This window comes from Xanthobacter sp. (genome assembly GCF_041911315.1).
Lineage (GTDB): Bacteria > Pseudomonadota > Alphaproteobacteria > Rhizobiales > Xanthobacteraceae > Xanthobacter > Xanthobacter aminoxidans.
This window is the reverse complement of sequence record NZ_JAYRPE010000053.1, coordinates 46,692-66,280: the sequence shown is the minus strand read 5'-3', so window position 1 is coordinate 66,280 and position 19,589 is coordinate 46,692. Positions and strand designations below refer to the sequence as shown.

Here is a 19,589-nt window from a genome sequence, read left to right as displayed (position 1 = left end):
GCGCCCTCAGGGCGCCGTGGCGGTCGCCTCGAAGGTGAAGGTCTCCAGCATGACGGTCGGGTCGCCGGAGGAGACGAGGGCGATCAGCGGCACGAAGCCCTTCGGCTTTGCCGTCACCTTCAGCGTGCCCGGATTGCGCAGGAACGACACCAGGGCGGCACCCACCGGCGCCATCTCGGGCATGCCCTCCTCCATCTCGGCCGCGAAGCTTTCGGCCAGCGCCACGACCTGCTCGCGATAGTCCGCCTCGCTCACCCCGGCCGCCTTGGCGAACTGGGCGTACATGAGCTTGGCGAGCCCGAGGTCCGTCAGCGTTACCGTCACCGGCCCGGCACCGATCGCCGGCAGTTCGTTGACGAAGCCGCCGGCGTCGGCGAAGGCGGACTGCGGCACGTCGGAAAGCTTGGTCTCGATGATGACCCGGAAGGCGTCCTTCACCTCGGTGGTGATGGGCGCCAGCGTGAGCGTGCTCTCGTTGACGTCGTAAAATGCCTTGGCGCCGAGCGAGACGGTCGCCCGCTTCATGCCTGCGTTCATGAGATAGATGAAGGGCTCGCCATCCTCCGGCCGGATCGGGCCCGAGACGTCGGTCAGCGCGAAGTCCACGTAGGACGGCAGCACCCCCAGCGACCCACCCCAGGACAGGGAGAAATTGCCGATCTTCACCGGCTCGTCCTTCGCATCGCCCTCGCCGTAAGGCACCTCCAGATTCTTGATCTCGATGCCCGAGATCACCCGGAACAACACCAGCGCCGTGGTGGGGGAGGGGCTCTGCGCTTCGGCAGCGAGCGCCGCGAGCTGGTTGAAATCGAGCTGGCGCACAGCGATGCGGCCGATCTTGCCGGTGCCGCCCTCAGGCGTCTTGCCGTCCGCCCGCTCCAGCACGAACCCGTCGAGCACGCCGTTGGCGAGGCCGTCCATGCGGATCAGCCCGACACGCCCTGTCTCGCCCTTCTCCGAGGTGTAGGCTTCCGTGACCGCGACAGTGGTGAAGGAGATGCCGCCGATGGTATCGCGCACCAGCTCGGCGGCGCGGCGGCTGTCCTCGACGGACGGATTGGCCGGCGGCTTCGTCACCAGAGCCTGGAACTTGGCGAGCCGCCCGGCATCGAAGGCCGAGGGGCGGATGGCGAAATTCTCCATCAGCATGGAGGCGCCGCCCTGGGTGGGGCCGCCGTCCTGGGAGATGACGTAAGGGCCGGTGACCACCTTGCCATAGATGCGCCCGTAGGCGTCGGCTGCCTTGCCGGCGGGGCCGCCCGGCTGGGTCATCAGCAGCAGCGGCGCGGTGTCGATCTGCGCCGCGACCAGTCCCTCGATGCGCAGGTTGAACTTAACCGGGGCGGCCTGCCCATTGGCGGGCGCCGCGGCCGGCAGCACATAGGAGGCGGTCGAGCGGTCGATGATGAGGCTGCGGATCGCCCCGGCATTGATGCCCTCGGCGGCGAGATTGGTGTAGGTGGCCTCCATGGGCGGAGCACCGGCCGGCGCCATCCGTACGCGCGCCTCGGGGATGGTCACCTTGGCGGCGGTCGTCGCCGCCAACTGGCGCAGGGCCACCCGCAAGGCGCCATAGGCGCCGCCACCCTCGCCAGCCGCGATCAAGGTCATGGGACCGTTGTAGCGGTCGATCATCACCTGCGGCAGGCTGTAGGTGACGGTCCCGCCTTGTGCGGAATCGCCGGTGAGCGTCACCTCCACGCCGTCGAGGTCGAGGGCTTCCAGCGTCACTCGCCGGTCGATGGGCTTCTCGCTGCCCCGCGCGACAAGGCGCGCGATCTTCACGGCCGCTGTACCGTCGGCCGAGGCGATGGCGATGCCTGAGACCGTGACGGCCCGGTCCGCGGGGTCGAAGCCGGCGTCCGTGAAGGACGCCTTGCTGCCCGCCGCGCGGATGCCGGCAAACGCCTGGTCCACTTCCGACCGCACCTTGGCCCGCGACCAGGCGGCGAAGCCGAACCAGCCGCCCGCCCCCAGCACGGCGACGATCCCGATCGCAACGGCAACCTTCGTCCCGATTCCGCGCCCCGCCTTCCCCTCGGTCATATCCATTCCTTCCAGGCATCCGCCCGCATCATACCCGCAGACTCGCCGCCAAAAGGGCGAATCGCAGGCGCCCAAATTGCGAGCGCGCATCAGACACGCCCAAGATCGCGGCACCTGCGCCCCTCAGACCCGCCATGCGTGCGCAACATAACCTAATTTGTGCGGTCGCCCGTGACATAAGCATGCGTGGCCGCTAGGTTGCCGGCCGATTTTCCGCGGCGAACGTTATTCACGAAGGGGGAGGCGTATGGCGTCCAACATTTCCGAGGATCTGCGTTCGGGCGCACTTTATTACCATCGCACGCCGCGGCCGGGAAAGCTTGAGATCCAGGCCACCAAGCCCCTCGGCAATCAGCGCGATCTGGCGCTCGCCTATTCGCCCGGCGTCGCCGCCGCGTGCGAGGCCATCGCCGCCGATCCGCTGCAGGCTGCCGAGCTGACCATCCGCTCGAATCTCGTGGGCGTCGTCTCCAACGGCACCGCCGTGCTCGGCCTCGGCAATATCGGCCCCCTCGCCGGCAAGCCGGTGATGGAAGGCAAGGCCGTCCTGTTCAAGAAGTTCGCCGGCATCGACGTGTTCGACATCGAGATCGATGCCCTGACCGTCGAGCGCATGGTGGACGTGGTGAGCGCGCTCGAACCCACCTTCGGCGGCATCAATCTCGAGGACATTAAGGCGCCCGAGTGCTTCGAGGTGGAAGCCCAGCTGCGCCAGCGCATGAAGATCCCGGTCTTCCACGACGACCAGCACGGCACCGCCATCATCGTCGCGGCTGCGGTGCGCAACGCGCTGGAGATCGGCAACCGCAAGATCGAGGATCTGAAGATCGTCACCTCGGGCGCCGGCGCCGCCGCGCTCGCCTGCCTCGGCCTTCTCGTCACCATCGGCGCGAAGAAGGAGAACATCTGGGTCACCGATATCGAGGGCGTGGTCTATGACGGCCGCAACACCCTCATGGATCCCTACAAGGAGATCTATGCCCAGAAGACCGACAAGCGTACCCTCGACGAGGTGATCGAGGGCGCGCATATCTTCCTCGGCCTCTCCGCCGGCGGCGTGCTGAAGCCGGAGATGGTGAAGAAGATGGCGGACAAGCCGCTTATCCTCGCCCTCGCCAATCCCATGCCCGAGATCATGCCCGAGGCTGCCCGCGAGGCGCGCCCGGATGCCATGATCTGCACCGGCCGGTCGGACTTCCCGAACCAGGTCAACAACGTCCTGTGCTTCCCCTACATCTTCCGCGGCGCGCTGGATGTGGGCGCCACCGACATCAACGCCGAGATGAAGATGGCGGCGGTGGAAGCCCTCGCCGCGCTCGCCCGCGAGACACCGTCGGACGTGGTGGCCCGCGCCTATGGCGGCGAGACCCGCTCCTTCGGCTCCGATTCGCTCATTCCCTCCCCGTTCGATCCGCGCCTCATCCTGCGCATCGCGCCGGCGGTGGCGAAGGCGGCCATGGACACCGGCGTCGCGACGCGTCCCATCACCGACATGGACGCCTATATCGACCGGCTGGACACCTTCGTGTTCCGCTCCGGCTTCATCATGCGTCCGCTGTTCGCCAAGGCGAAGCAGTCCATCAAGCGCGTGATCTATGCCGAAGGCGAGGACGAGCGCGTGCTGCGCGCCGTGCAGGCGGTGGTCGAGGAAGGCATCGCCCGGCCCATCATCGTCGCCCGCCCGAGCGTGGTGGATACCCGCCTGAAGCGCTTCGGCCTCTCCATCCAGCCCGGCCGCGACTTCGACCTCATCAATCCCGAGGACGATCCGCGCTACCGCGACTACGTGCGCGATTACGTCGAGGTGGCCGGCCGCCGCGGCGTGACGCCCGACGCCGCCCGCACGCTGGTCCGCACCCATCCCACCGTGATCGCGGCGCTGGCCGTCCATCGCGGCGAGGCGGATGCGATGCTCTGCGGCATCGAGGGTCGGTTCGTGCGCCACCTCCGGCAGGTGCGCGACATCATCGGCCTCGCCCCCGGAGTCAAGGAGCTGGCGGCGCTCTCGCTGCTCATCACCTCCAAGGGCAATTTCTTCATCTGCGACACGCAGATCCAGACCGAGCCCACCGCCGCCGACCTCGCCGAGATGACGGTGCTGGCCGCCGCCCACGTCCGCCGCTTCGGTCTGGAGCCGCGGGTAGCGCTGCTCTCGCACTCCAATTTCGGCAGCCACGAGACGCTCTCGGCCAAGCGCGTCCGCTCCGCCCTCTCCATCATCCGCGAGCGCGATCCGAACCTTCAGGTCGACGGAGAAATGCAGGCGGATGCAGCACTTGTGGAAGATATCCGCAAGAAGTCCTTCCCCCATTCCGGGCTGTCCGGGGTGGCCAACGTGCTGGTGATGCCGGACCTCGACGCGGCCGACATCGCCTTTAACATGATCAAGGTGCTGGGCGATGCCCTGCCGGTCGGACCCATCCTCATGGGCACCGCCAAGCCGGCCCACATCCTCGGCCCGTCGGTGACGACCCGCGGCGTGGTCAACATGACCGCCGTGGCCGTGGCCGAGGCGCAGACGGACTGACAAGCCTCTGAAAAGACGGACCTTTCCTCCTCCCCGCGCGGGAGGGGGGAGGGGCCCCGGCGAGGCGCTTCAGCGCGACGGCGGGGGGCCGAGGATGCCGGCCGTATAGCGCTCGATCAGGGCGCTGAAGGGGGTGCCGTCGGGCAGGGTCAGCACCGCCCGGTGGCTCAGCACGAAGGCCGGCAGGGGCAGCGCGGCACCGGGGGCGGGCTTGAAGCCGGTCTCGTCCGCCGGCATCCACAGGACTGTGGAATCGAGGGTTTTGCGCCGGAAATCGAGCGGTTTCACCACCTTGCCGAACGGGGTATCGGTGGTGTCCAGCACCTGGTTCATGTCGGGGGTCAGCTTTTCCGGCAGATAAAAGTTATCCGCCTCCGACAAAACCGTGGGTCCGCACACCAGCCGCACCCGGCGATGCCGCACCGGCGTGTCGGGTCCGGCGCCGAGCAGAGCGCGCACCTCCGGGGGGGCGGCGCCCTCCCGCTCGTAGACCCGCTCGGCCACCACCTTGGACGGATCGGAGATGCCCCGGGTGGCGCACCAGCGCTCCAGCGTGGCGGTGGCGCTCGGATGGGCGAGGAGGTCGGCGTTCAGCGCCTCCACCAGCTCCTGCGCCTGCTGGCGGGCGGAGGCGGTGTCCGGCCACTGGGCCTCCAGCGCGTGGGCCGGCACCATCAGGCAGGCGGCCAGCATCAGCGGCACCAGTAGCGGCAGGCCGGACGGGAAGCCGGGCGGAAACATGGGATCGCGCACCCTCCAGAGCGACGCGCCAGCGCGCCACCCCTCTCCATACCGCAGCGCGAAGCCGCTTTCCATGGCGGCCGTTGCCGCCGACCCGGCCCACCCGCCAGCTGAGACAGCAGCACGCGCCATGCGGCCGATCTGTACGTGCCCAAACAGACACGCATGACGTATAATGTCCTTGGCATGATCCTTGTCCCCGACCAGCTCGCTGCCCTCTACGACGCCACGCAAGTGCTGGTGGCGGCTTATGATTCCTTCGATCGGCTGCGCTATGCCAACGCCGCGTTCCGCTCCGCCTTCTTCCTGGCGCCGGGCGAGGAGGTGACCTGGGCGGAGATCATGCGCCGCAACCATGCCGAGCGGCGGGGCACCGTCATCGCCGCCCCCGATTTCGACGCCTGGCTGGTCTCCACCTCCTCGCGCCGCGGCAAGGTGCCCTACCGGGCGTTCGAGACCGACCTTTACGATGGCCGCTGGCTGCTGATGACGGAGGGCGTCTCCGCCTCGGGATGGATGCTGTGCATCGCCAGCGACATCACCGCCTTGAGGGAGGACGGGCGGGATGTGCGGCAGGCCCGCGACCGCGCCATCAAGGAAGCGCAGACCGACGATCTCACCGGCATCGCCAACCGCCGCTTCATCACCGCGCGGGTGGACGACATGCTCTCGCCCGGCGCCCTGGGCGGGGCGCTGTGCGTGCTGGACCTCGATAATTTCAAATATATCAACGACTTGGTCGGCCACCTCGCGGGTGATGCGGTGCTGCGCGACTTCGCCGCCCGCATCAACGGCCTCATCCGCCGCAAGGACTGCTTCGGGCGGATCGGCGGCGAGGAGTTCGTGCTGGTGCTGCCGCAGACCGCGGCGGAGGAGGCGGTGCTCATCGTCGAGCGGATGCTCTCGCTGGTGCGCCAGTCGCGGCCGCTGCCGCAATGGCCGGACTTCGCCTACACCTTCTCCGCCGGCATCGCCACGGGCGGGCCGGGCACCACCTTCACCGATCTCTACGGCCGCGCCGACCGCGCGCTCTACATGGCCAAGATGAGCGGCCGCAACCGCATCCAGGTGGACGGCGAGGCGCCGCCCGCGGTCATGGCGGCGCTGGGCTAGGGCAGGGGACGCGACCGCGCCGGGCGCGCGCCGTCGTCTCACCCGAAAGCAGGAGGCAGGTGCTACAAAACCACTGCCCGGCGCGCCTCCACTTACGGTATGCTCGGCCGGGCCATGTTCGACATCCGTGACTTCGGAAACGCGGGCGCCGAAGACGGCGTGCCCGGCCTCCTGACCCGCCTCCGCACCCTCTACGAGGCGACGCCGCTGCTTGTCGGTCTTTACGATCACACCGACCGGCTGCGCTACACCAACCCGGCCTACCGTGCCACCTTCGGGCTTCCGGAGGGCGATTTCCCCACCTGGGAGGAAATGGTCCGGCGCAGCCATGCGTCGGGGCACGGCATCAACATCACGGCTGATGATTTCGAGACTTGGCTCGCCTCCGCCAAGTCGCGCCGCGGCAAGGTGCGCTTCCGCAGCTTCGAGAGCGATCTCAGGGATGGCCGCTGGCTGCTGGTGAACGAGACCATGGACGCGGACGGCTGGATGCTGACCGTGGGGGTGGACGTCACCGCCTTCCGCGTCGACACGCGCGACATAAGGCAGGCCCGCGACCATGCGCTGCGCGCCGCCCACACGGACGAGCTGACCGGCGTCGCCAACCGCCGCTTCGCCATCCACCGCGCCAACGAGATGATGGCGCCGCAAGGCCCCGGCGGCACGCTCTGCGTCATCGATCTCGACAATTTCAAGCACGTGAACGACCGCTTCGGCCACCAGACCGGCGATGTGCTGCTGCGGGCCTTCTGTGCCCTGATGGCCGGCGCCATCCGCCGCTCCGACTGCTTCGGCCGGGTGGGCGGCGAGGAATTCGTGCTGGTGCTGCCGCAGACCGACCTCGCGGAGGCCGAGCACCGCGTCGCCGACCTCCTCGCCCGCGTCCGCGCATCCCGCCCGCTGCCGGATGTCCCTGATTTCACCTACACCTTCTCCGCCGGCCTCACCTTCACACCCCCCGGCGACACCTTCTCCGACGCCTACGGCCGCGCCGATCGCGCGCTCTATCTGGCGAAGCTGGCGGGACGGGACCGGGTGATGCTGGGGTGAGGGGGAGATTTTTGGGATTTTAGTCCTTGACAGCGGTGCGCTGCCTGGGTATCTTTTCCCCAAGTTCGAGAGGTGTGCCTGACGGCCGATGCCGGGGCGACGAACTGCCCTCGCGCCCCGGACGCATGCAGCGCAGCGGAATGCGAGCCGGGGCCCAGCGCACAAGTCCGCCGCAGGCGCTTCCTCATCCCGCGCTCCGGGGCATTGCCCCGCGGCGCGGAATCTTTGCGCTGGCCCCCGGATCAGCGCTCCGGCTACGCCGTCGCTTGTCCGGGGAATGAGAGCGGCGACGGCGGTGAGGGGGCGTGCCCTCTCCGCAGCCTGGCCTCCTCATTCACCAGCGCCTCTTCCTTTCCTCCTCACCTCAGAGGTCCAGCCATGGAGCAGCCTCACGGCAGCGCCGTGCCGTCCGCGCGTCCGGCGCGGGGGGCGCTGGCGCGGCGGCTTTATCTGGAGGGGGCCAGCATGGCGGAGATCCGCCGGCAGACCGGCCTCTCCAGCGCTGGCGTCTATTACTGGATCGACCGCGAGATGGGGCCGGACGGCACCTTCCTCTTCAATCCCGTGCCGCGCCGCACCGCCCACCCCGTGGGCGGCCAGCCGGCGAAGGCGCGCACCGCCAAGGCCCCTGCGCACGCCTCCGGCAAGCAGGACCGGCGCGGCCTGCTCAAGCGGCTGTGGCGGGCGGCGGAGCGGCAGATCAACGAGATCGAGGACCGCCTCGCCCGCGTCGCCGACCCCTCCGAGGCGCCGCGCCCCGAACCCGAGAAGGACGCCCGGGCGCTGGCCGTGCTGGCGCGGACCCTGCGCGAACTGACCGCCCTGGAAGCGGAGGCCCGCAAACGGCGCAAGGCGAAGGACCAAGATGGAACCGTCCGCGACCTCGACACCTTCCGCCGCGAGCTTGCGCGCCGCCTTGATCGCCTGCGCGAAGAAGGGGACGGCCCGGACGCTTCTTGAAAGCCTGCCCGAGGAAGATGCCGGCCGCCTCCTCGCCGACTGGGCCCTGTGGGCGCGGCCGGACCAGCTTCCGCCTCTGGAAGCCCAGGGCGGCGGGGCGTGGTTCACCTGGCTGGTGCTGGGCGGGCGCGGGGCCGGCAAGACGCGGGCCGGCGCCGAATGGGTGCGCGGCCTCGCCTCCGGCACCGCCCCCTTCGCGGTGGCGCCGGTGAGCCCCATCGCGCTCATCGCCGAGACCATGGCCGATGTGCGCGAGGTGATGGTGGAGGGCGTCTCCGGCGTTCTCGCCGTCCACCCGCGCGGCGAGCGTCCGCGCTGGGAGCCCACCCGCCGCCGCCTCGTCTGGCCCAATGGCGCGGTGGCGCAGGGGTTTTCGGCCGAGGACCCGGAAAGCCTGCGCGGCCCGCAATTCGCCGCCGCCTGGCTGGACGAACTGGCCAAGTGGAAGCGCGGCGAGGCGACTTTTGACATGCTGCAGTTCGCGCTGCGCCTCGGCGCCCATCCCCGCCAGATGGTGACGACCACGCCGCGCCCCACCGCGCTGCTGCGCCGTCTCCTGGCCGACCCCGCGACCGCGGTGAGCCGGGCGAAGACGGCGGACAATGCCTTCCACCTCGCCCCCACCTTCCTCGGGCAGGTGATGTCCCGCTACGGCGGCACCCGCCTCGGCCGGCAGGAGCTGGATGGCGAGATCATCGAGGACCGGTCCGACGCGCTGTTCTCCCGCCCCCAGTTGGAGGCGCTGCGCGAGGCCGAGGCCCCGCCGCTCGCCCGCATCGTCGTGGCAGTGGACCCGCCCGCCTCCTCCCGCGCCGGCGCCGATTCCTGCGGCCTCGTGGCGGCGGGAGTGGATGCGGCGGGGGTGGTGCATGTGCTGGCGGATGCCACCGAGCAGGGCCTGCGCCCGGCCCAATGGGCGGCGAAGGCGGTGGCGCTGTTTCACCGCTTTTCCGCCGACCGCATCGTCGCCGAGGTGAACCAGGGCGGTGAGATGGTGCGCGCCGTCATCGCCGAGGTGGACCCCGCCGTTCCTGTGGAGCAGGTGCGCGCCACGCGCGGCAAATTCCTGCGCGCCGAGCCGGTGGCCGCCCTCTACGAGCAGGCCCGCGTCCGCCACGCCGGCGCCTTCCCGGAGCTGGAGGACGAGATGTGCGACTTCGGCACCGACGGCCTCTCCTCCGGCCGCTCGCCCGACCGGCTCGATGCGCTGGTGTGGGCGGTGACGGCGCTGGCGTTCGGCCCGAAGGCCGGCGCGCCGCGCGTGCGGGGGCTTTAGGCCGTCAGCTTCCGACCACGACGCCGCCGACGGGGATCTCCACCTGCACGCACAGGCCGGTGACGCTCTGGCCGGGCGCGAAGTCCGGCCATCGCTCGTTGCGTTTCAGGCTGGCGCCGAGGCAGCCGCGTTCGCTGCGGAAATAGCCGACGATCTGCTGCGAGGTCTCGGTGGTGACGAGCCGGGCGCCGGCATAGGAGCCGCCCGCATAGCCCATGGCGGATGCCGCCGCGGGCTGGACCGTGGTGGTCGTGACGATGAGGACCAGGGCATAGAGCATGACGCCCTCCCGATCTGCTCCCAACCCACGGCCCGCAATCATTCTACGCCTGTGCTGCCCCAGCGCGAACCGGTTTGTTGGCGCCTTTCCGGTGACGACGCTTGCGTGGCATCCAGAATACGTCCATCATGTGCCTACAAATGAGGCTGCATGACAGCGTTGTGTGCAGACATTTGCCTTCCCTTGGCCCTCTCTGCCCCGTCTGGAGCCATGAGACATCATTGGAAAGCATTTTTCGCACGTCATGAGCCCCATTGCGGCTCCGTCCAGGTCGGGCTGAAGTCCGGCGCGGGCGGCATGCTGGGCATGGGCCTTGTCGGTGGCGCCGCGGCCTTCACCAGCCTGCCGCTGCTCATCGCGCCGTTCGGCGCGAGCGCGGTGCTGCTGTTCGGCCATCCCTCTTCGCCTTTGGCGCAGCCGGCCAATGTCATTGGCGGCTATGCCCTGTCGGTCACGGTGGGCATCGTCTTTGCGCTGCTGTTTCCCGGCGCCTGGTGGGCGGCGGCGCTGGGGGTGGGCCTTGCCATCCTCGCCATGCTGCTGCTGCGCGTGTCGCATCCGCCCGCCGGCGCCGTGCCGGTGCTGATGGCGGCCTCGCCCATCGATCCGTTCGAACTGTCCGGCATCGTGATTGCGGGCGCCGTCTGCCTCGTGGCGGTGGCGAGCCTCTATCACCGGCTGCCGCCGCGCCATCACGAATACCCTCGCCGGGCGGGCTAAAGCCCTGTCGCCGCGCCGGGCGGGCTGACGCCCTGCTGCCGCGCCGGCTGGGGCCGGTTCGTCGTTCCGCACGCTTTAACGCCGGCCGCCGCGCCGGCGCATCCTGTGGCCTGCAGCCGGTTCGCCGGTTTGCACCCTCCGGCCGCTCCTTGATCCGCACCTCCCGCAGAAGCCCCGATCTGCTGGAATGAGCGGCCTCAGGGGGCGGCCGTTTTCATTTCGGAGCCCCCTCATGCTGGCCAGCCTGCTTGCCCCCTTCCGCCGTGCGCCCGAGGAGGCGAAGGCGAGCCGCACCGGACGCCTCATCGCTCTGCTCTCCGCCGGCCGGCCGCGCTGGACGCCGCGCAACTACGCTTCGCTGGCCCGCGAGGGCTATGCCCGCAATGCCATCGCCTATCGCGCCGTGCGGCTCATCGGCGAGGCGGCGGCCACCGTGCCTCTGGTGCTCACCGTGAACGGGCGCGAGCACGACACCCACCCCTTCCTCGATCTCCTCGCCCGGCCCAACCCGCGCCTCACCCGCGCGGCGCTGTTCGAGGCCATCGGCTGCCATCTCCTCGTGGCCGGCAACGCCTATGTGGAGGCGGTGGCCCTGGAGGGCGCGGTGCGCGAGCTGCATCTGCTGCGCCCGGACCGGGTGCGCGTGGTGCCGGGGCCGGACGGCTGGCCCGAGGCGTTCGACTACACCCTGGGCGCCGAGACCGTGCGCATCGCGCAGGACACTTTGGTGCCCGGCGCCGACGTGCCGCCCATCCTGCACCTCTCCGCCTTCAACCCGCTGGACGACCACTACGGCTTCGCCCCTTTGGAGGCGGCGGCGCAGGCGCTCGATCTCCACAATGCGGCGAGCGCCTGGAACAAGGCGCTCATCGACAACGCCGCCCGGCCCTCCGGCGCCCTCGTCTATGGCGGCACGGGCGCGCTCACCGAGGAGCAGTTCGAGCGGCTGAAGGGCGAGCTGGAAGCCTCTTTCCAGGGCGCGGTGAATGCCGGCCGCCCGCTGCTGCTGGAGGGCGGGCTGGACTGGCGCCCGCTCTCCCTCTCGCCCAAGGACATGGACTTCGAAGCCGCCCGCAATTCCGCCGCGCGGGAGATCGCGTTGGCCGTGGGCGTGCCGCCCATGCTGCTGGGCATCCCCGGCGACAACACCTATGCCAACTATGCCGAAGCCAACCGCGCCCTGTGGCGCCAGAGCGTGGTGCCGCTGGTGCGCCGCGTCTGCGACGCCCTCGCTCTGTGGCTCGCCCCGGCCTTCGGCGGCGGCCTGAGCCTGGTGCCCGACCTCGACCAGATCGAAGCGCTCAGCGCCGAGCGCTCGGAACTTTGGGCGCGCGTGGGCGCGGCGGACTTTTTGACGGATGCGGAGAAGCGGGCGGCGGTGGGGTATCAGGGGTAGGGCGCCGCTCGAAATTCTGCGCAGCGCTTTTATCGCTCCGCTCCCCGCTGATCCGGGGGCGAGCGCGCCGTTCTCCCCTCTCCCCTCGCGGGAGAGGGGCCGGGGGTGTGGGGGCTGGCGTCGTAATCCCAACCTTCGGGCAAAAGGCGACACACCCCTCACCCCAACCCTCTCCCGCAAGGGGAGAGGGCGTTCAAGCAGCGCCTTCGGCGGTCCCTTGCGCTGGGCCCCGGCGCGCATTCCGCTGGCGCTCCATGCGTCCGGGGCGCGAGGGCCGTTGCCGCCTTCGCTCCGCGCCGTCCTCGCCGGAAAGGCCTCCCTCTCCCCTTGCGGGAGAGGGTTGGGGTGAGGGGTTTTCTTGCCGTTTGCTCGGGCATCAGGTTGGCCGGCGCCGCCTCCCCCCTCACCCCCGGCCCCTCTCCCGCAAGGGGAGAGGGGAGGTGCGTCGCCCCCGACATCCGTCCTTCGCCTTTCCGGCCAAAAGAGCCCCCCATGGACACCCTCATCCGCACCTTCGCCGAGCGGGGCGATCTCGCGCATCTGGCGCTGCTGCTGTGGGCGCTGGCGGCCACCGCCGGGCTGTGGCGGACGCTCACCGAGCTGGCCCGCGCCAATGCGCGGATGGACGCGCTGGTGCGCGAGCTGGCCCGCTTCAACGCGCGGTTCGACGACCTCTCCTGACCCCCCAACACATCCTCGGAGACACCCATGCGATCGCCATTCCAGAAGGCGTCCGCGCCGCGCATCCGCGCGCTCACCGGCGGACCCAAAACCAAGGCCCGCGCCACGCCGCCGGCCGCTCCGGCCGCTGCCGGCACGGTCTTCCGCGAGTTCGTGGCGACGCTGGAGCGCATCGAGAAGAGCCGCCGCCGCAAGAAGCCCGCACCGCCCGCGGGGGGCGCCTGAGCGATGGCCGTGTCCGACCCCCAAACCGACGGCTACGCCATCGAGGGCTATGCCTGCCTGTTCGACGTGCCGGACCTCGGCCGCGATCTCGTCGAGCGCGGCGCCTTCGCGGCGAGCCTGGCCCGCCAGGGCGCGGGCGGCGTGCGCATGCTCTACCAGCACGATCCGGCCGAGCCCATCGGCGTGTGGACCGACCTGATCGAGGACGGGCGCGGCCTCTACGTGCGCGGCCGGCTCTCGCCCTTTGTCGCCCGCGCGCGGGAGGTGGCGGCGCTGATCCGCGACGGCGCGCTCGACGGCCTCTCCATCGGCTTCAAGGCGGTGACGGCGCGGACCGATCCGCGCACGCGGCTGCGCCGCATCGCCCGCATCGATCTGTGGGAGGTGTCGGTCGTCACCTTCCCCATGCAGCCAGACGCCCGGATCCGGCGTCCGGCCCCGTCCCCGGCCGCTTTGCTCACCGCCGCTGCTGCCCGCCTGCGCGCCGCCGCCGGCGCCTGATCTCCGCTCAACAGAAGGTTCTTCCCATGTCGCTCAACATTGACGCCCATTCGGGCGCGCCCGAGACCAAGGTGGCCGGCGCCGAGCAGCGCATCGCGGTCGCCGATTTCCTGTCCGCCTTCGAGGTCTACAAGGAGACCAACGACGCGCGCCTTGCCCAGATGGAGCGGCGCGGCGCCGACGTGCTCACCACCGAGCAGCTCGCCCGCATCGATGCGGCCCTCGACGCCCACCAGGCGCGGCTCGATGCCCTCGCCACCAAGGCCCGCCGCCCGGCGCTGGGCGCCGCGCCCGAGCGCACGGCCGATGCCTCCCAGCATGGCGCGGCCTTCGACACCTATGCCCGCCATGGCGAGGCCGGTGGCCTGAAGGCGCTGGAGGCGAAGGCGCTCTCCGCCGGCTCCGGTGCGGACGGCGGCTATCTCGTGCCCTATGAGGCGGAGCAGGAGATCGGCCGGCGCCTTGCCGCCCTCTCGCCCATCCGCGCGCTCGCCTCGGTGCGGGTGATCGGCGCGGGCACCTATCGCAAGCCCTTCATGACCTCCGGTCCGGCCTCCGGCTGGGCGGCCGAGACCGCCGCCCGCCCGCAGACCGACAGCCCGGTCCTCGCCGAGCTCGCCTTCCCCGCCATGGAGCTTTACGCCATGCCGGCGGCGACGCAGGCGCTGCTGGACGATGCGCAGGTGAACATCGAGGAGTGGCTGGCGCAGGAGGTGGACGCGGCCTTCGCCGAGCAGGAGGGCACCGCCTTCGTCACCGGCGATGGCGTCGCCAAGCCCAAGGGCTTCCTCGCCTACACCAAGGTCGCCGAAAGCGCCTGGGCGTGGGACAAGGTGGGCTATGTGGCGACCGGCGCCGCCGGCGCCTTCCCCTCCGCGACGCCGGCCGATCCACTCCTCGATCTCGTCTATGCGCTGAAGGGCGGATACCGCCAGAACGCCACCTTCGTGATGAACCGGAAGACCCAAGGGTCCGTGCGCAAGCTGAAGGATGAGAACGGCAACTACCTCTGGTCGCCCCCCGCGGGGGTGGGCCAGCCGGCGAGCCTCCTCGGCTTCCCGGTGGCCGAGAGCGAGGCCATGCCCGACATGGCGGCCGACGCCTTCGCCATCGCCTTCGGCGACTTCCGCCGCTTCTACCTGGTGGTGGACCGCGCCGGGGTGCGGGTGCTGCGCGATCCCTATTCCGCCAAGCCCTACGTGCTGTTCTACACGACGAAGCGCGTGGGCGGCGGCGTGCAGAACTTCGAGGCCGCCAAGCTGCTGAAGTTCGCCGCGAGCTGAGCCTGTTCCCCGGACCAGCGACGGCGTGAGCCGGAGCGCCGATCCGGGGACCAGCGCAAATCCCCCGCGCAGCGGACAATGCCGAGGGCGCTCTATACGGAAGCGCCTTCGGTCATCTCTTGCGCCGGGCCGCGGCCCAGCGCTCCACCTGCGGTGTCCCACGCCTCAGCCGGCCGGGGGCGACCTGAGGGGCAGGAACAGGTCGGTGACGGTCTCGTGCTCCGGCACGTCGGGGAAGAAGCTCAGCCTCTGGCAGAACAGCGGGAAGTCTCCCGCCTCCTCGCCGCTGTCCGGCAGCCAGTCGCGATAGAGAAACAGCGCCGCGGGCTCCAGATCCTCGCTGTGGCCGATGACGCGGAGCACCGCGCAGCGGCCGGCGGGGATGAGGCCGGCGGTGACGCCTTGCGCCGTGTCCGGGATGGGCCGGTCGCTGGCGGCGCACAGGTCGAGGCGGAAGTCTTCCGGGGGCGTCGTGCGCGGGTCGCTGTGGAACACCGTGAAGGTCGCGGCGACGCCGCGCCCGAGCCCCGCCGCACGCCGCCATTCGATGAAGCGTCGGACGGTGTCGTAGACCGCGGCCGGATCGCCCCGGTGGGTCATGACCGCGACCGGGGTGGCGGGAAAGTCGCGAACTTCGACGTCTGTGGTGGTCCAGGTGGTCATGCGCAGGGTCCTTGCGTTGGTGAGCGGCGCGCAGGCCGCAAGCCACGGTTCCCACGCGGGCGATGTCCGGAACGCCGAAGGCGACTGGTCGAACCGCTGCCGGAAGGCGCGGGCGAAGGCGTCGGGCGCATCGTAGCCGGCGTCCAGGGCGACCTCGGTCACGCTGGCCCCCGTCCGGAAGGCGAGCTGATACGAGGCTCGCCTCAGGCGGGCGAGCTGGACATAGCGGTGCACGGTGACACCGAACGTGGCGGTGAACTGCCGGTGAAAGTGAGCCTGCGAGAAGGCCGCGACGGCGCTGAGCGCCTCAAGGCCGAGATCCTGATCGAGATGCCGGTCGATGTGGTCCAGCACCCGCTGCATCCTCGCCCGGTAGCGCTCGCGTGCGGCGTTGGTCATTGGCTCCTTCCCTGATGGCTCCGCCAGTGAACCGCGTCGCGGCGGCGCGCGCTCGACCGATCCTGCTGTTCTTCGCCCTCAGTTGGGCAGCACCAGGCAGGCGCCGCCGGCCTTGCGGAGGCGGTCGCACATCTTCATGCCCTCGGCCTTGGACTGGGCCGGCAGGCGCACGCGATAGAAGGTACGCGGGCCGCGCCCGCCCACGCGGGTGGAGATGATGACCGGCGTGAGATCCGCGAACACCTGCGGCGCCCGCGCCGCCTCGCGCCGGAAGGAGGCGAGGGCGATGTCGCGCGAATAATTGCCGGAGATCTGCACGCCCCAGGGCGCGAACAGCGCATTCGCCGGCTGGCCGGCGGCGGGGGCCGGCGCGCCCTTGCGCAATGAGGCGACGGTGGCGAGGCAGGGGTCGGGCGGGAAATCCGCCGGGCCGAAGGCGGCCGTGCCCTGCTTCTTCAGCCCGGCCCAATCCTCCGCCGTGCGGCCGGTGATGATGCGCACATAGGCGCGCGTCTCGTTGGGCAGGCCGCCGCCGGCCAGAAACCCGTTCACCCGCCCCGGCCCGGCATTGTAGGCCGCCGCCGCGAGGCCGAGATTGCCGAACCGCCGGTTGAGATCGGCAATCAGCGCGGCGGAGGCCGGGATCGCCGCTTCCGGATCGAACGGATCGAGGAGCCCGCGCTCCTTCGCCGTGCCCGGCATGAACTGGGCGATGCCCTGCGCGCCGGCGCGGCTCACCACATCGGAGCGGAACGAGCTTTCCTGCCAGATGAGGCGGGTGAGGAAGGCGGCGGGCAGCCCCTCCTTCGCCGCCGCCCCATCGATGAGGCGGCAGATGGCGTGATCCACGGTTTCGCCGCCGGGCGATTGGGCAAGGGCCTGTGTATTGGCGGGCGCCGCGAGCGCGAGCAGGACGACGCCGCCGCACCATGCGTGATGCAGGGCGGCGGAGCGCATGTCAGAGCCCGGTGGCGGGGAGGGGGCTCCCCAGGGCCTTCGCCGTGGCCATGATCCAGTCGCGATGCAGAGACACCAAAGTGACGCCGGTGACGCCGCCGCAGCCGCGCGCGCCGCCCGCGGCGGTGGCCCATCCGACCACGCCGGCCACCGCGCCATCGAGGAAGGCCGGCCCGCCGGAATCCCCGGTGCAGGCCCCGGCCGCACCCTCCGGCGCGGAGAGCCGCACCATGATGCCCCCGGTGGTGCCGATGGAGGGCAGGGCGACGCTGCGCAGCGTGCCCGCGCTCTTCATGGCGCCGTCGGCGGTGACGCCATAGCCGGCGAGCAGAAAGGTGACGCCCTTCTCCGGCAGCCCCGTGGCCGCGCCGAGGCGGGCGACGCGGAACCGCGCGGGCAACGGCTCGGCGAGCTTCACCAAAGCGAGGTCCGGCGTCGGCCGGCGGGTCTGGAACTGGTCGGCGTCGAAGCGCGGATGCACCATCACGCGCGCCGCCGGCACCAACCTGGGCTCGCCATCGCCGATGATGGCCACCGCATAGTCCGCCTTCGGCCCCACGCAGTGCGCCGCCGTCAACACCAGGTCGCGCGCCAGCACCGTGCCGGTGCAGGAGGCGCCGCGGGTGGAGACGATGAGCACCGTCTGCGCCGCCACATCCGCCGTCGCCGGCCCTCCGCCAACGATGGCGTGGGCCGCGTTCGGGCCGATGAGCGCGAGGGCGAGCGCCAGAAACGGCGCGGGGGCGACGAGGCGTAAAGGCTTCATCCCCCGTTTCTGCCGCCCGTGGCCGGAAGCGTCAATGGTTCCCCGGACAAGCGACACCGAAGGTGGAGCGCCGATGCGGGGCGAGCGCACGACTTCCGCGCAGCGGGGCAATTGCTCCGAAGGGCAGAGACCTCGCTTAACCAGTCATCGCCCGGCGTGTCCGGACGATGACTGCGCAATTTCTTCCTCCCCTCTCCCTCGAGGGAGAGGGGCCGGGGGTGAGGGGGAGAGACCTCTCCGCCAAACCCCGGCGCCGGTCCTTTCGTTGCCACACCCCTCACCCCACCCCTCTCCCGCAAGGGGAGAGGGAGCTTCCGCCGGTTTGGGTGGGCGGGCCTCTCCACCCCACAGGCGCCCGCCGCGCACCCAGCCTTTCGCCCATCCCTTTCACCCGGAGCCCATCATGGCAGAGCTTCTCTCCGACCCCGCCGCCGAGCCGCTGACGCGGGCGGAGGCGAAGGCCTTTCTGCGCGTCGAGACCGACGTCGAGGACACCCTCATCGATGCCCTCATCGCCGCCGCCCGCCGCCATGTGGAGGCGGCGACGGGGCGCATTCTGATGGAGCAGACCTGGCGCTTCTCGCTGGATCGCTGGCCCCTGCGCGGGGTGATCCCGGCGCCCGTCGTCCCGGTGCGCACCATCCTCTCGGCCACCGTGGCGGCGGTGGACGGCACGCCGGTGGCGCTGCCCGAGGGCGCGCTGACCCTGGTAGGCGACCGCGCCCCCGCGCTGATCCGGGTGGAGCCCGCGCGCGTCTCGGCGCCGCTCGTCTCCCATGGCGGCATCGTCATCACGCTCGCGGCCGGCTACGGCGCAGACGCGGCCGATGTGCCGGCGGATCTCGTGCAGGCGGTGCGGCTCATGCTCGCCCATCTCTATGAGCATCGCGACGGGCCGGGAGACGCCACCCAACTCCCCGCCGCCGCCCGCGCGCTGATCGCGCCCTATCGCGTGGTGCGGCTGTGACCGGGATCGGCGCCCTGCGCCATCGCCTGACCCACCAGACGCCGCTGGAGGTGCCGGACGGTGCCGGCGGCGTCGCGCGCAGCTTCATCTCGGTGGATGTGCTGTGGGGCGCGGTGGAGGAGGTCTCCACCGCCTACGGCCTCGGCGAGGATCGGCCCCGCGCCGCGCGCGTGCTGCGCGTCACCGTGCGGGCGCCCAACACCATCGCCGCCGGCGACCGGCTGATCCATGCCGGCCGTGTGCTGGCGGTGGAGTCCATCATCGATGCGGACGGGCGCGGCCGGTTCCATCGCATCCGCTGCAGCGAGGAACAGACATGAGGACGGAATTCAGCGTCCGCACCCGCGGCCTCGACGGCCTCGCCCGCCGCATCGCCGCGCGCCATTTCCCGGACGCGGAAGCCGCCGCCGCCGTCCGTGCCGCCGATGACCTCGCGGCCGAGATCGGCGCCGAGGCCGGCGCTGTCGCATCCGTGGCGGGCACCCCCGCACGGCCTCTGGTGCAGGTGTCCGGCGCCGCCTTCCTCGACCGCGTGCGCGGCGCCTTCGACCGGCCGGGCGATCCGGTGCTCGACCGCATCCGCCTTCTCTTCGCCCGGAGGCGCCCATGAGCGTGCCCCCCGACAGCCCCGCGCTGGCGTTGCGCGCCGCCATCCATGCGGCCCTTGTGGCCGATGTCGCGCTGGTGGCGCTGCTCGGCGCGCCGCGCGTGCATGACGTGCCGCCAGGCGATGCGGATTTTCCCTTCGTCACCCTCGGCGAGGCGGTGGTGGCCGACTGGTCCACCGCCACCGAGGCGGGCAGCGAGCAGGCGCTGACGCTGCACGTCTTCTCCCGCTCCGGCGGGCGGGCGGAGGCCTTCGCCATCGCCGCGCGCTTGCAGGCGGCGCTGCACGATGCGGCCCTCGCCCTCGACGGGCATCGCCTCGCCAACCTGCGCGCCACCACCGCCGAGGTCCGCCGCGAGAGCGACGGGCGCACCTTCCACGCTCTGGTACGGTTCCGCGCCGTCACCGAGCCCGTTTGACCGGAGACGAAA

Annotated in this window: 21 protein-coding genes; 15 read left to right on the top strand and 6 right to left on the bottom strand. The window is 71.0% G+C overall.

Annotated elements, in window-relative coordinates; all coding sequences use genetic code 11:
- Nucleotides 1-6: 6 nt before the first annotated feature.
- Entirely contained in the window at nucleotides 7-2,046 is a 2,040-nt protein-coding gene (locus ACE3QW_RS15330) for a hypothetical protein (protein ID WP_374252298.1), read from the bottom strand.
- Between the two features lie 247 nt (nucleotides 2,047-2,293).
- Between ACE3QW_RS15330 and ACE3QW_RS15325 the strand changes: the two genes are divergently transcribed.
- A complete protein-coding gene (locus tag ACE3QW_RS15325) occupies nucleotides 2,294-4,573 on the top strand; it encodes an NADP-dependent malic enzyme (RefSeq protein WP_029555144.1) in 2,280 nt (759 codons plus the stop codon).
- A 69-nt stretch (nucleotides 4,574-4,642) separates the two neighbouring features.
- Here ACE3QW_RS15325 and ACE3QW_RS15320 read toward each other — a convergent pair whose 3' ends face one another.
- Complete coding sequence (locus ACE3QW_RS15320; RefSeq protein WP_029555143.1) at nucleotides 4,643-5,314, bottom strand: hypothetical protein; 672 nt, start codon at nucleotides 5,312-5,314, stop codon at nucleotides 4,643-4,645.
- 165 nt (nucleotides 5,315-5,479) lie between these two features.
- Here ACE3QW_RS15320 and ACE3QW_RS15315 point away from each other — a divergent pair, with 165 nt between their 5' ends.
- The 4 genes from ACE3QW_RS15315 (at nucleotide 5,480) to ACE3QW_RS15300 (ending at nucleotide 9,713) form a co-directional block, all read left to right on the top strand.
- Nucleotides 5,480-6,427, top strand: coding sequence for a GGDEF domain-containing protein (locus tag ACE3QW_RS15315; protein WP_374252296.1), 948 nt, complete (start codon nucleotides 5,480-5,482; stop codon nucleotides 6,425-6,427).
- Nucleotides 6,428-6,541: 114 nt separating this feature from the next.
- Nucleotides 6,542-7,477 carry a diguanylate cyclase gene (locus ACE3QW_RS15310; protein ID WP_374252294.1) on the top strand — a complete coding sequence of 312 codons (936 nt, stop codon included), beginning with the start codon at nucleotides 6,542-6,544 and terminating at the stop codon, nucleotides 7,475-7,477.
- Nucleotides 7,478-7,855: 378 nt separating this feature from the next.
- The gene (locus tag ACE3QW_RS15305) at nucleotides 7,856-8,437 is read left to right on the top strand and encodes a hypothetical protein (protein ID WP_374252292.1); all 582 of its coding nucleotides are present in this window, start codon (nucleotides 7,856-7,858) and stop codon (nucleotides 8,435-8,437) included.
- Nucleotides 8,343-9,713, top strand: a complete 1,371-nt coding sequence (locus tag ACE3QW_RS15300) for a DNA-packaging protein (RefSeq protein WP_374252290.1) — start codon at nucleotides 8,343-8,345, stop codon at nucleotides 9,711-9,713. The genes ACE3QW_RS15305 and ACE3QW_RS15300 overlap by 95 nt, the downstream gene beginning before the upstream one ends.
- Before the next feature lie 4 nt (nucleotides 9,714-9,717).
- On the opposite strand, the gene ACE3QW_RS15295 is transcribed toward ACE3QW_RS15300, so the two are convergent.
- Entirely contained in the window at nucleotides 9,718-9,993 is a 276-nt protein-coding gene (locus ACE3QW_RS15295; protein WP_374252288.1) for a hypothetical protein, read from the bottom strand.
- 210 nt (nucleotides 9,994-10,203) lie between these two features.
- On the opposite strand from ACE3QW_RS15295, the gene ACE3QW_RS15290 reads away from it, so the two are divergent.
- The 6 genes from ACE3QW_RS15290 (at nucleotide 10,204) to ACE3QW_RS15265 (ending at nucleotide 14,799) form a co-directional block, all read left to right on the top strand.
- A complete protein-coding gene (locus ACE3QW_RS15290; protein ID WP_250168127.1) occupies nucleotides 10,204-10,713 on the top strand; it encodes an HPP family protein in 510 nt (169 codons plus the stop codon).
- A 232-nt stretch (nucleotides 10,714-10,945) separates the two neighbouring features.
- A complete protein-coding gene (locus ACE3QW_RS15285; protein WP_374252285.1) occupies nucleotides 10,946-12,109 on the top strand; it encodes a phage portal protein in 1,164 nt (387 codons plus the stop codon).
- A 492-nt stretch (nucleotides 12,110-12,601) separates the two neighbouring features.
- Entirely contained in the window at nucleotides 12,602-12,790 is a 189-nt protein-coding gene (locus ACE3QW_RS15280; RefSeq protein ID WP_029555135.1) for a hypothetical protein, read from the top strand.
- A gap of 27 nt (nucleotides 12,791-12,817) precedes the next feature.
- The gene (locus ACE3QW_RS15275) at nucleotides 12,818-13,015 is read left to right on the top strand and encodes a hypothetical protein (protein ID WP_374252283.1); all 198 of its coding nucleotides are present in this window, start codon (nucleotides 12,818-12,820) and stop codon (nucleotides 13,013-13,015) included.
- A 3-nt stretch (nucleotides 13,016-13,018) separates the two neighbouring features.
- Entirely contained in the window at nucleotides 13,019-13,516 is a 498-nt protein-coding gene (locus tag ACE3QW_RS15270) for an HK97 family phage prohead protease (RefSeq protein WP_374252282.1), read from the top strand.
- Between the two features lie 26 nt (nucleotides 13,517-13,542).
- The gene (locus ACE3QW_RS15265) at nucleotides 13,543-14,799 is read left to right on the top strand and encodes a phage major capsid protein (RefSeq protein ID WP_374252281.1); all 1,257 of its coding nucleotides are present in this window, start codon (nucleotides 13,543-13,545) and stop codon (nucleotides 14,797-14,799) included.
- 165 nt (nucleotides 14,800-14,964) lie between these two features.
- On the opposite strand, the gene ACE3QW_RS15260 is transcribed toward ACE3QW_RS15265, so the two are convergent.
- From ACE3QW_RS15260 to ACE3QW_RS15250, 3 genes are all read right to left on the bottom strand, one after another.
- Nucleotides 14,965-15,861 carry a GyrI-like domain-containing protein gene (locus ACE3QW_RS15260; protein ID WP_374252279.1) on the bottom strand — a complete coding sequence of 299 codons (897 nt, stop codon included), beginning with the start codon at nucleotides 15,859-15,861 and terminating at the stop codon, nucleotides 14,965-14,967.
- Between the two features lie 78 nt (nucleotides 15,862-15,939).
- Nucleotides 15,940-16,818 (bottom strand): lytic transglycosylase domain-containing protein, encoded by an 879-nt coding sequence (locus ACE3QW_RS15255; protein WP_374252277.1) that lies wholly within the window; start codon nucleotides 16,816-16,818, stop codon nucleotides 15,940-15,942.
- A 1-nt stretch (nucleotide 16,819) separates the two neighbouring features.
- Nucleotides 16,820-17,584, bottom strand: a complete 765-nt coding sequence (locus tag ACE3QW_RS15250) for a trypsin-like serine protease (RefSeq protein WP_374252275.1) — start codon at nucleotides 17,582-17,584, stop codon at nucleotides 16,820-16,822.
- A gap of 403 nt (nucleotides 17,585-17,987) precedes the next feature.
- Between ACE3QW_RS15250 and ACE3QW_RS15245 the strand changes: the two genes are divergently transcribed.
- From ACE3QW_RS15245 to ACE3QW_RS15230, 4 genes are read left to right on the top strand one after another with little or no spacing between them, the layout of a single operon-like run.
- A complete protein-coding gene (locus ACE3QW_RS15245) occupies nucleotides 17,988-18,551 on the top strand; it encodes a head-tail connector protein (protein ID WP_374252273.1) in 564 nt (187 codons plus the stop codon).
- Nucleotides 18,548-18,871, top strand: a complete 324-nt coding sequence (locus tag ACE3QW_RS15240; RefSeq protein ID WP_374252271.1) for a head-tail adaptor protein — start codon at nucleotides 18,548-18,550, stop codon at nucleotides 18,869-18,871. Before ACE3QW_RS15245 ends, ACE3QW_RS15240 begins: the two co-directional genes overlap by 4 nt.
- On the top strand, nucleotides 18,868-19,161 hold the full coding sequence (locus tag ACE3QW_RS15235) for a hypothetical protein (protein ID WP_374252269.1): 294 nt from the start codon (nucleotides 18,868-18,870) through the stop codon (nucleotides 19,159-19,161). The genes ACE3QW_RS15240 and ACE3QW_RS15235 overlap by 4 nt, the downstream gene beginning before the upstream one ends.
- Nucleotides 19,158-19,577, top strand: coding sequence for a DUF3168 domain-containing protein (locus ACE3QW_RS15230; protein WP_374252267.1), 420 nt, complete (start codon nucleotides 19,158-19,160; stop codon nucleotides 19,575-19,577). Before ACE3QW_RS15235 ends, ACE3QW_RS15230 begins: the two co-directional genes overlap by 4 nt.
- The last annotated feature ends 12 nt before the right edge of the window (nucleotides 19,578-19,589 follow it).

Bases quoted from the DNA above. Each gene is read 5' to 3' on its own strand.
- ACE3QW_RS15310 (WP_374252294.1), top strand. From the start codon at position 6,542: ATGTTCGACATCCGTGACTTCGGAAACGCGGGCGCCGAAGACGGCGTG.
- ACE3QW_RS15255 (WP_374252277.1), bottom strand. From the start codon at position 16,818: ATGCGCTCCGCCGCCCTGCATCACGCATGGTGCGGCGGCGTCGTCCTG.
- ACE3QW_RS15280 (WP_029555135.1), top strand. From the start codon at position 12,602: ATGGACACCCTCATCCGCACCTTCGCCGAGCGGGGCGATCTCGCGCAT.
- ACE3QW_RS15235 (WP_374252269.1), top strand. From the start codon at position 18,868: ATGAGGACGGAATTCAGCGTCCGCACCCGCGGCCTCGACGGCCTCGCC.
- ACE3QW_RS15275 (WP_374252283.1), top strand. From the start codon at position 12,818: ATGCGATCGCCATTCCAGAAGGCGTCCGCGCCGCGCATCCGCGCGCTC.
- ACE3QW_RS15260 (WP_374252279.1), bottom strand. From the start codon at position 15,861: ATGACCAACGCCGCACGCGAGCGCTACCGGGCGAGGATGCAGCGGGTG.
- ACE3QW_RS15265 (WP_374252281.1), top strand. From the start codon at position 13,543: ATGTCGCTCAACATTGACGCCCATTCGGGCGCGCCCGAGACCAAGGTG.
- ACE3QW_RS15250 (WP_374252275.1), bottom strand. From the start codon at position 17,584: ATGAAGCCTTTACGCCTCGTCGCCCCCGCGCCGTTTCTGGCGCTCGCC.
- ACE3QW_RS15245 (WP_374252273.1), top strand. From the start codon at position 17,988: ATGGCAGAGCTTCTCTCCGACCCCGCCGCCGAGCCGCTGACGCGGGCG.
- ACE3QW_RS15305 (WP_374252292.1), top strand. From the start codon at position 7,856: ATGGAGCAGCCTCACGGCAGCGCCGTGCCGTCCGCGCGTCCGGCGCGG.
- ACE3QW_RS15300 (WP_374252290.1), top strand. From the start codon at position 8,343: ATGGAACCGTCCGCGACCTCGACACCTTCCGCCGCGAGCTTGCGCGCC.
- ACE3QW_RS15285 (WP_374252285.1), top strand. From the start codon at position 10,946: ATGCTGGCCAGCCTGCTTGCCCCCTTCCGCCGTGCGCCCGAGGAGGCG.
- ACE3QW_RS15230 (WP_374252267.1), top strand. From the start codon at position 19,158: ATGAGCGTGCCCCCCGACAGCCCCGCGCTGGCGTTGCGCGCCGCCATC.
- ACE3QW_RS15325 (WP_029555144.1), top strand. From the start codon at position 2,294: ATGGCGTCCAACATTTCCGAGGATCTGCGTTCGGGCGCACTTTATTAC.
- ACE3QW_RS15315 (WP_374252296.1), top strand. From the start codon at position 5,480: ATGACGTATAATGTCCTTGGCATGATCCTTGTCCCCGACCAGCTCGCT.
- ACE3QW_RS15330 (WP_374252298.1), bottom strand. From the start codon at position 2,046: ATGACCGAGGGGAAGGCGGGGCGCGGAATCGGGACGAAGGTTGCCGTT.
- ACE3QW_RS15290 (WP_250168127.1), top strand. From the start codon at position 10,204: ATGAGACATCATTGGAAAGCATTTTTCGCACGTCATGAGCCCCATTGC.
- ACE3QW_RS15295 (WP_374252288.1), bottom strand. From the start codon at position 9,993: ATGCTCTATGCCCTGGTCCTCATCGTCACGACCACCACGGTCCAGCCC.
- ACE3QW_RS15320 (WP_029555143.1), bottom strand. From the start codon at position 5,314: ATGTTTCCGCCCGGCTTCCCGTCCGGCCTGCCGCTACTGGTGCCGCTG.
- ACE3QW_RS15270 (WP_374252282.1), top strand. From the start codon at position 13,019: ATGGCCGTGTCCGACCCCCAAACCGACGGCTACGCCATCGAGGGCTAT.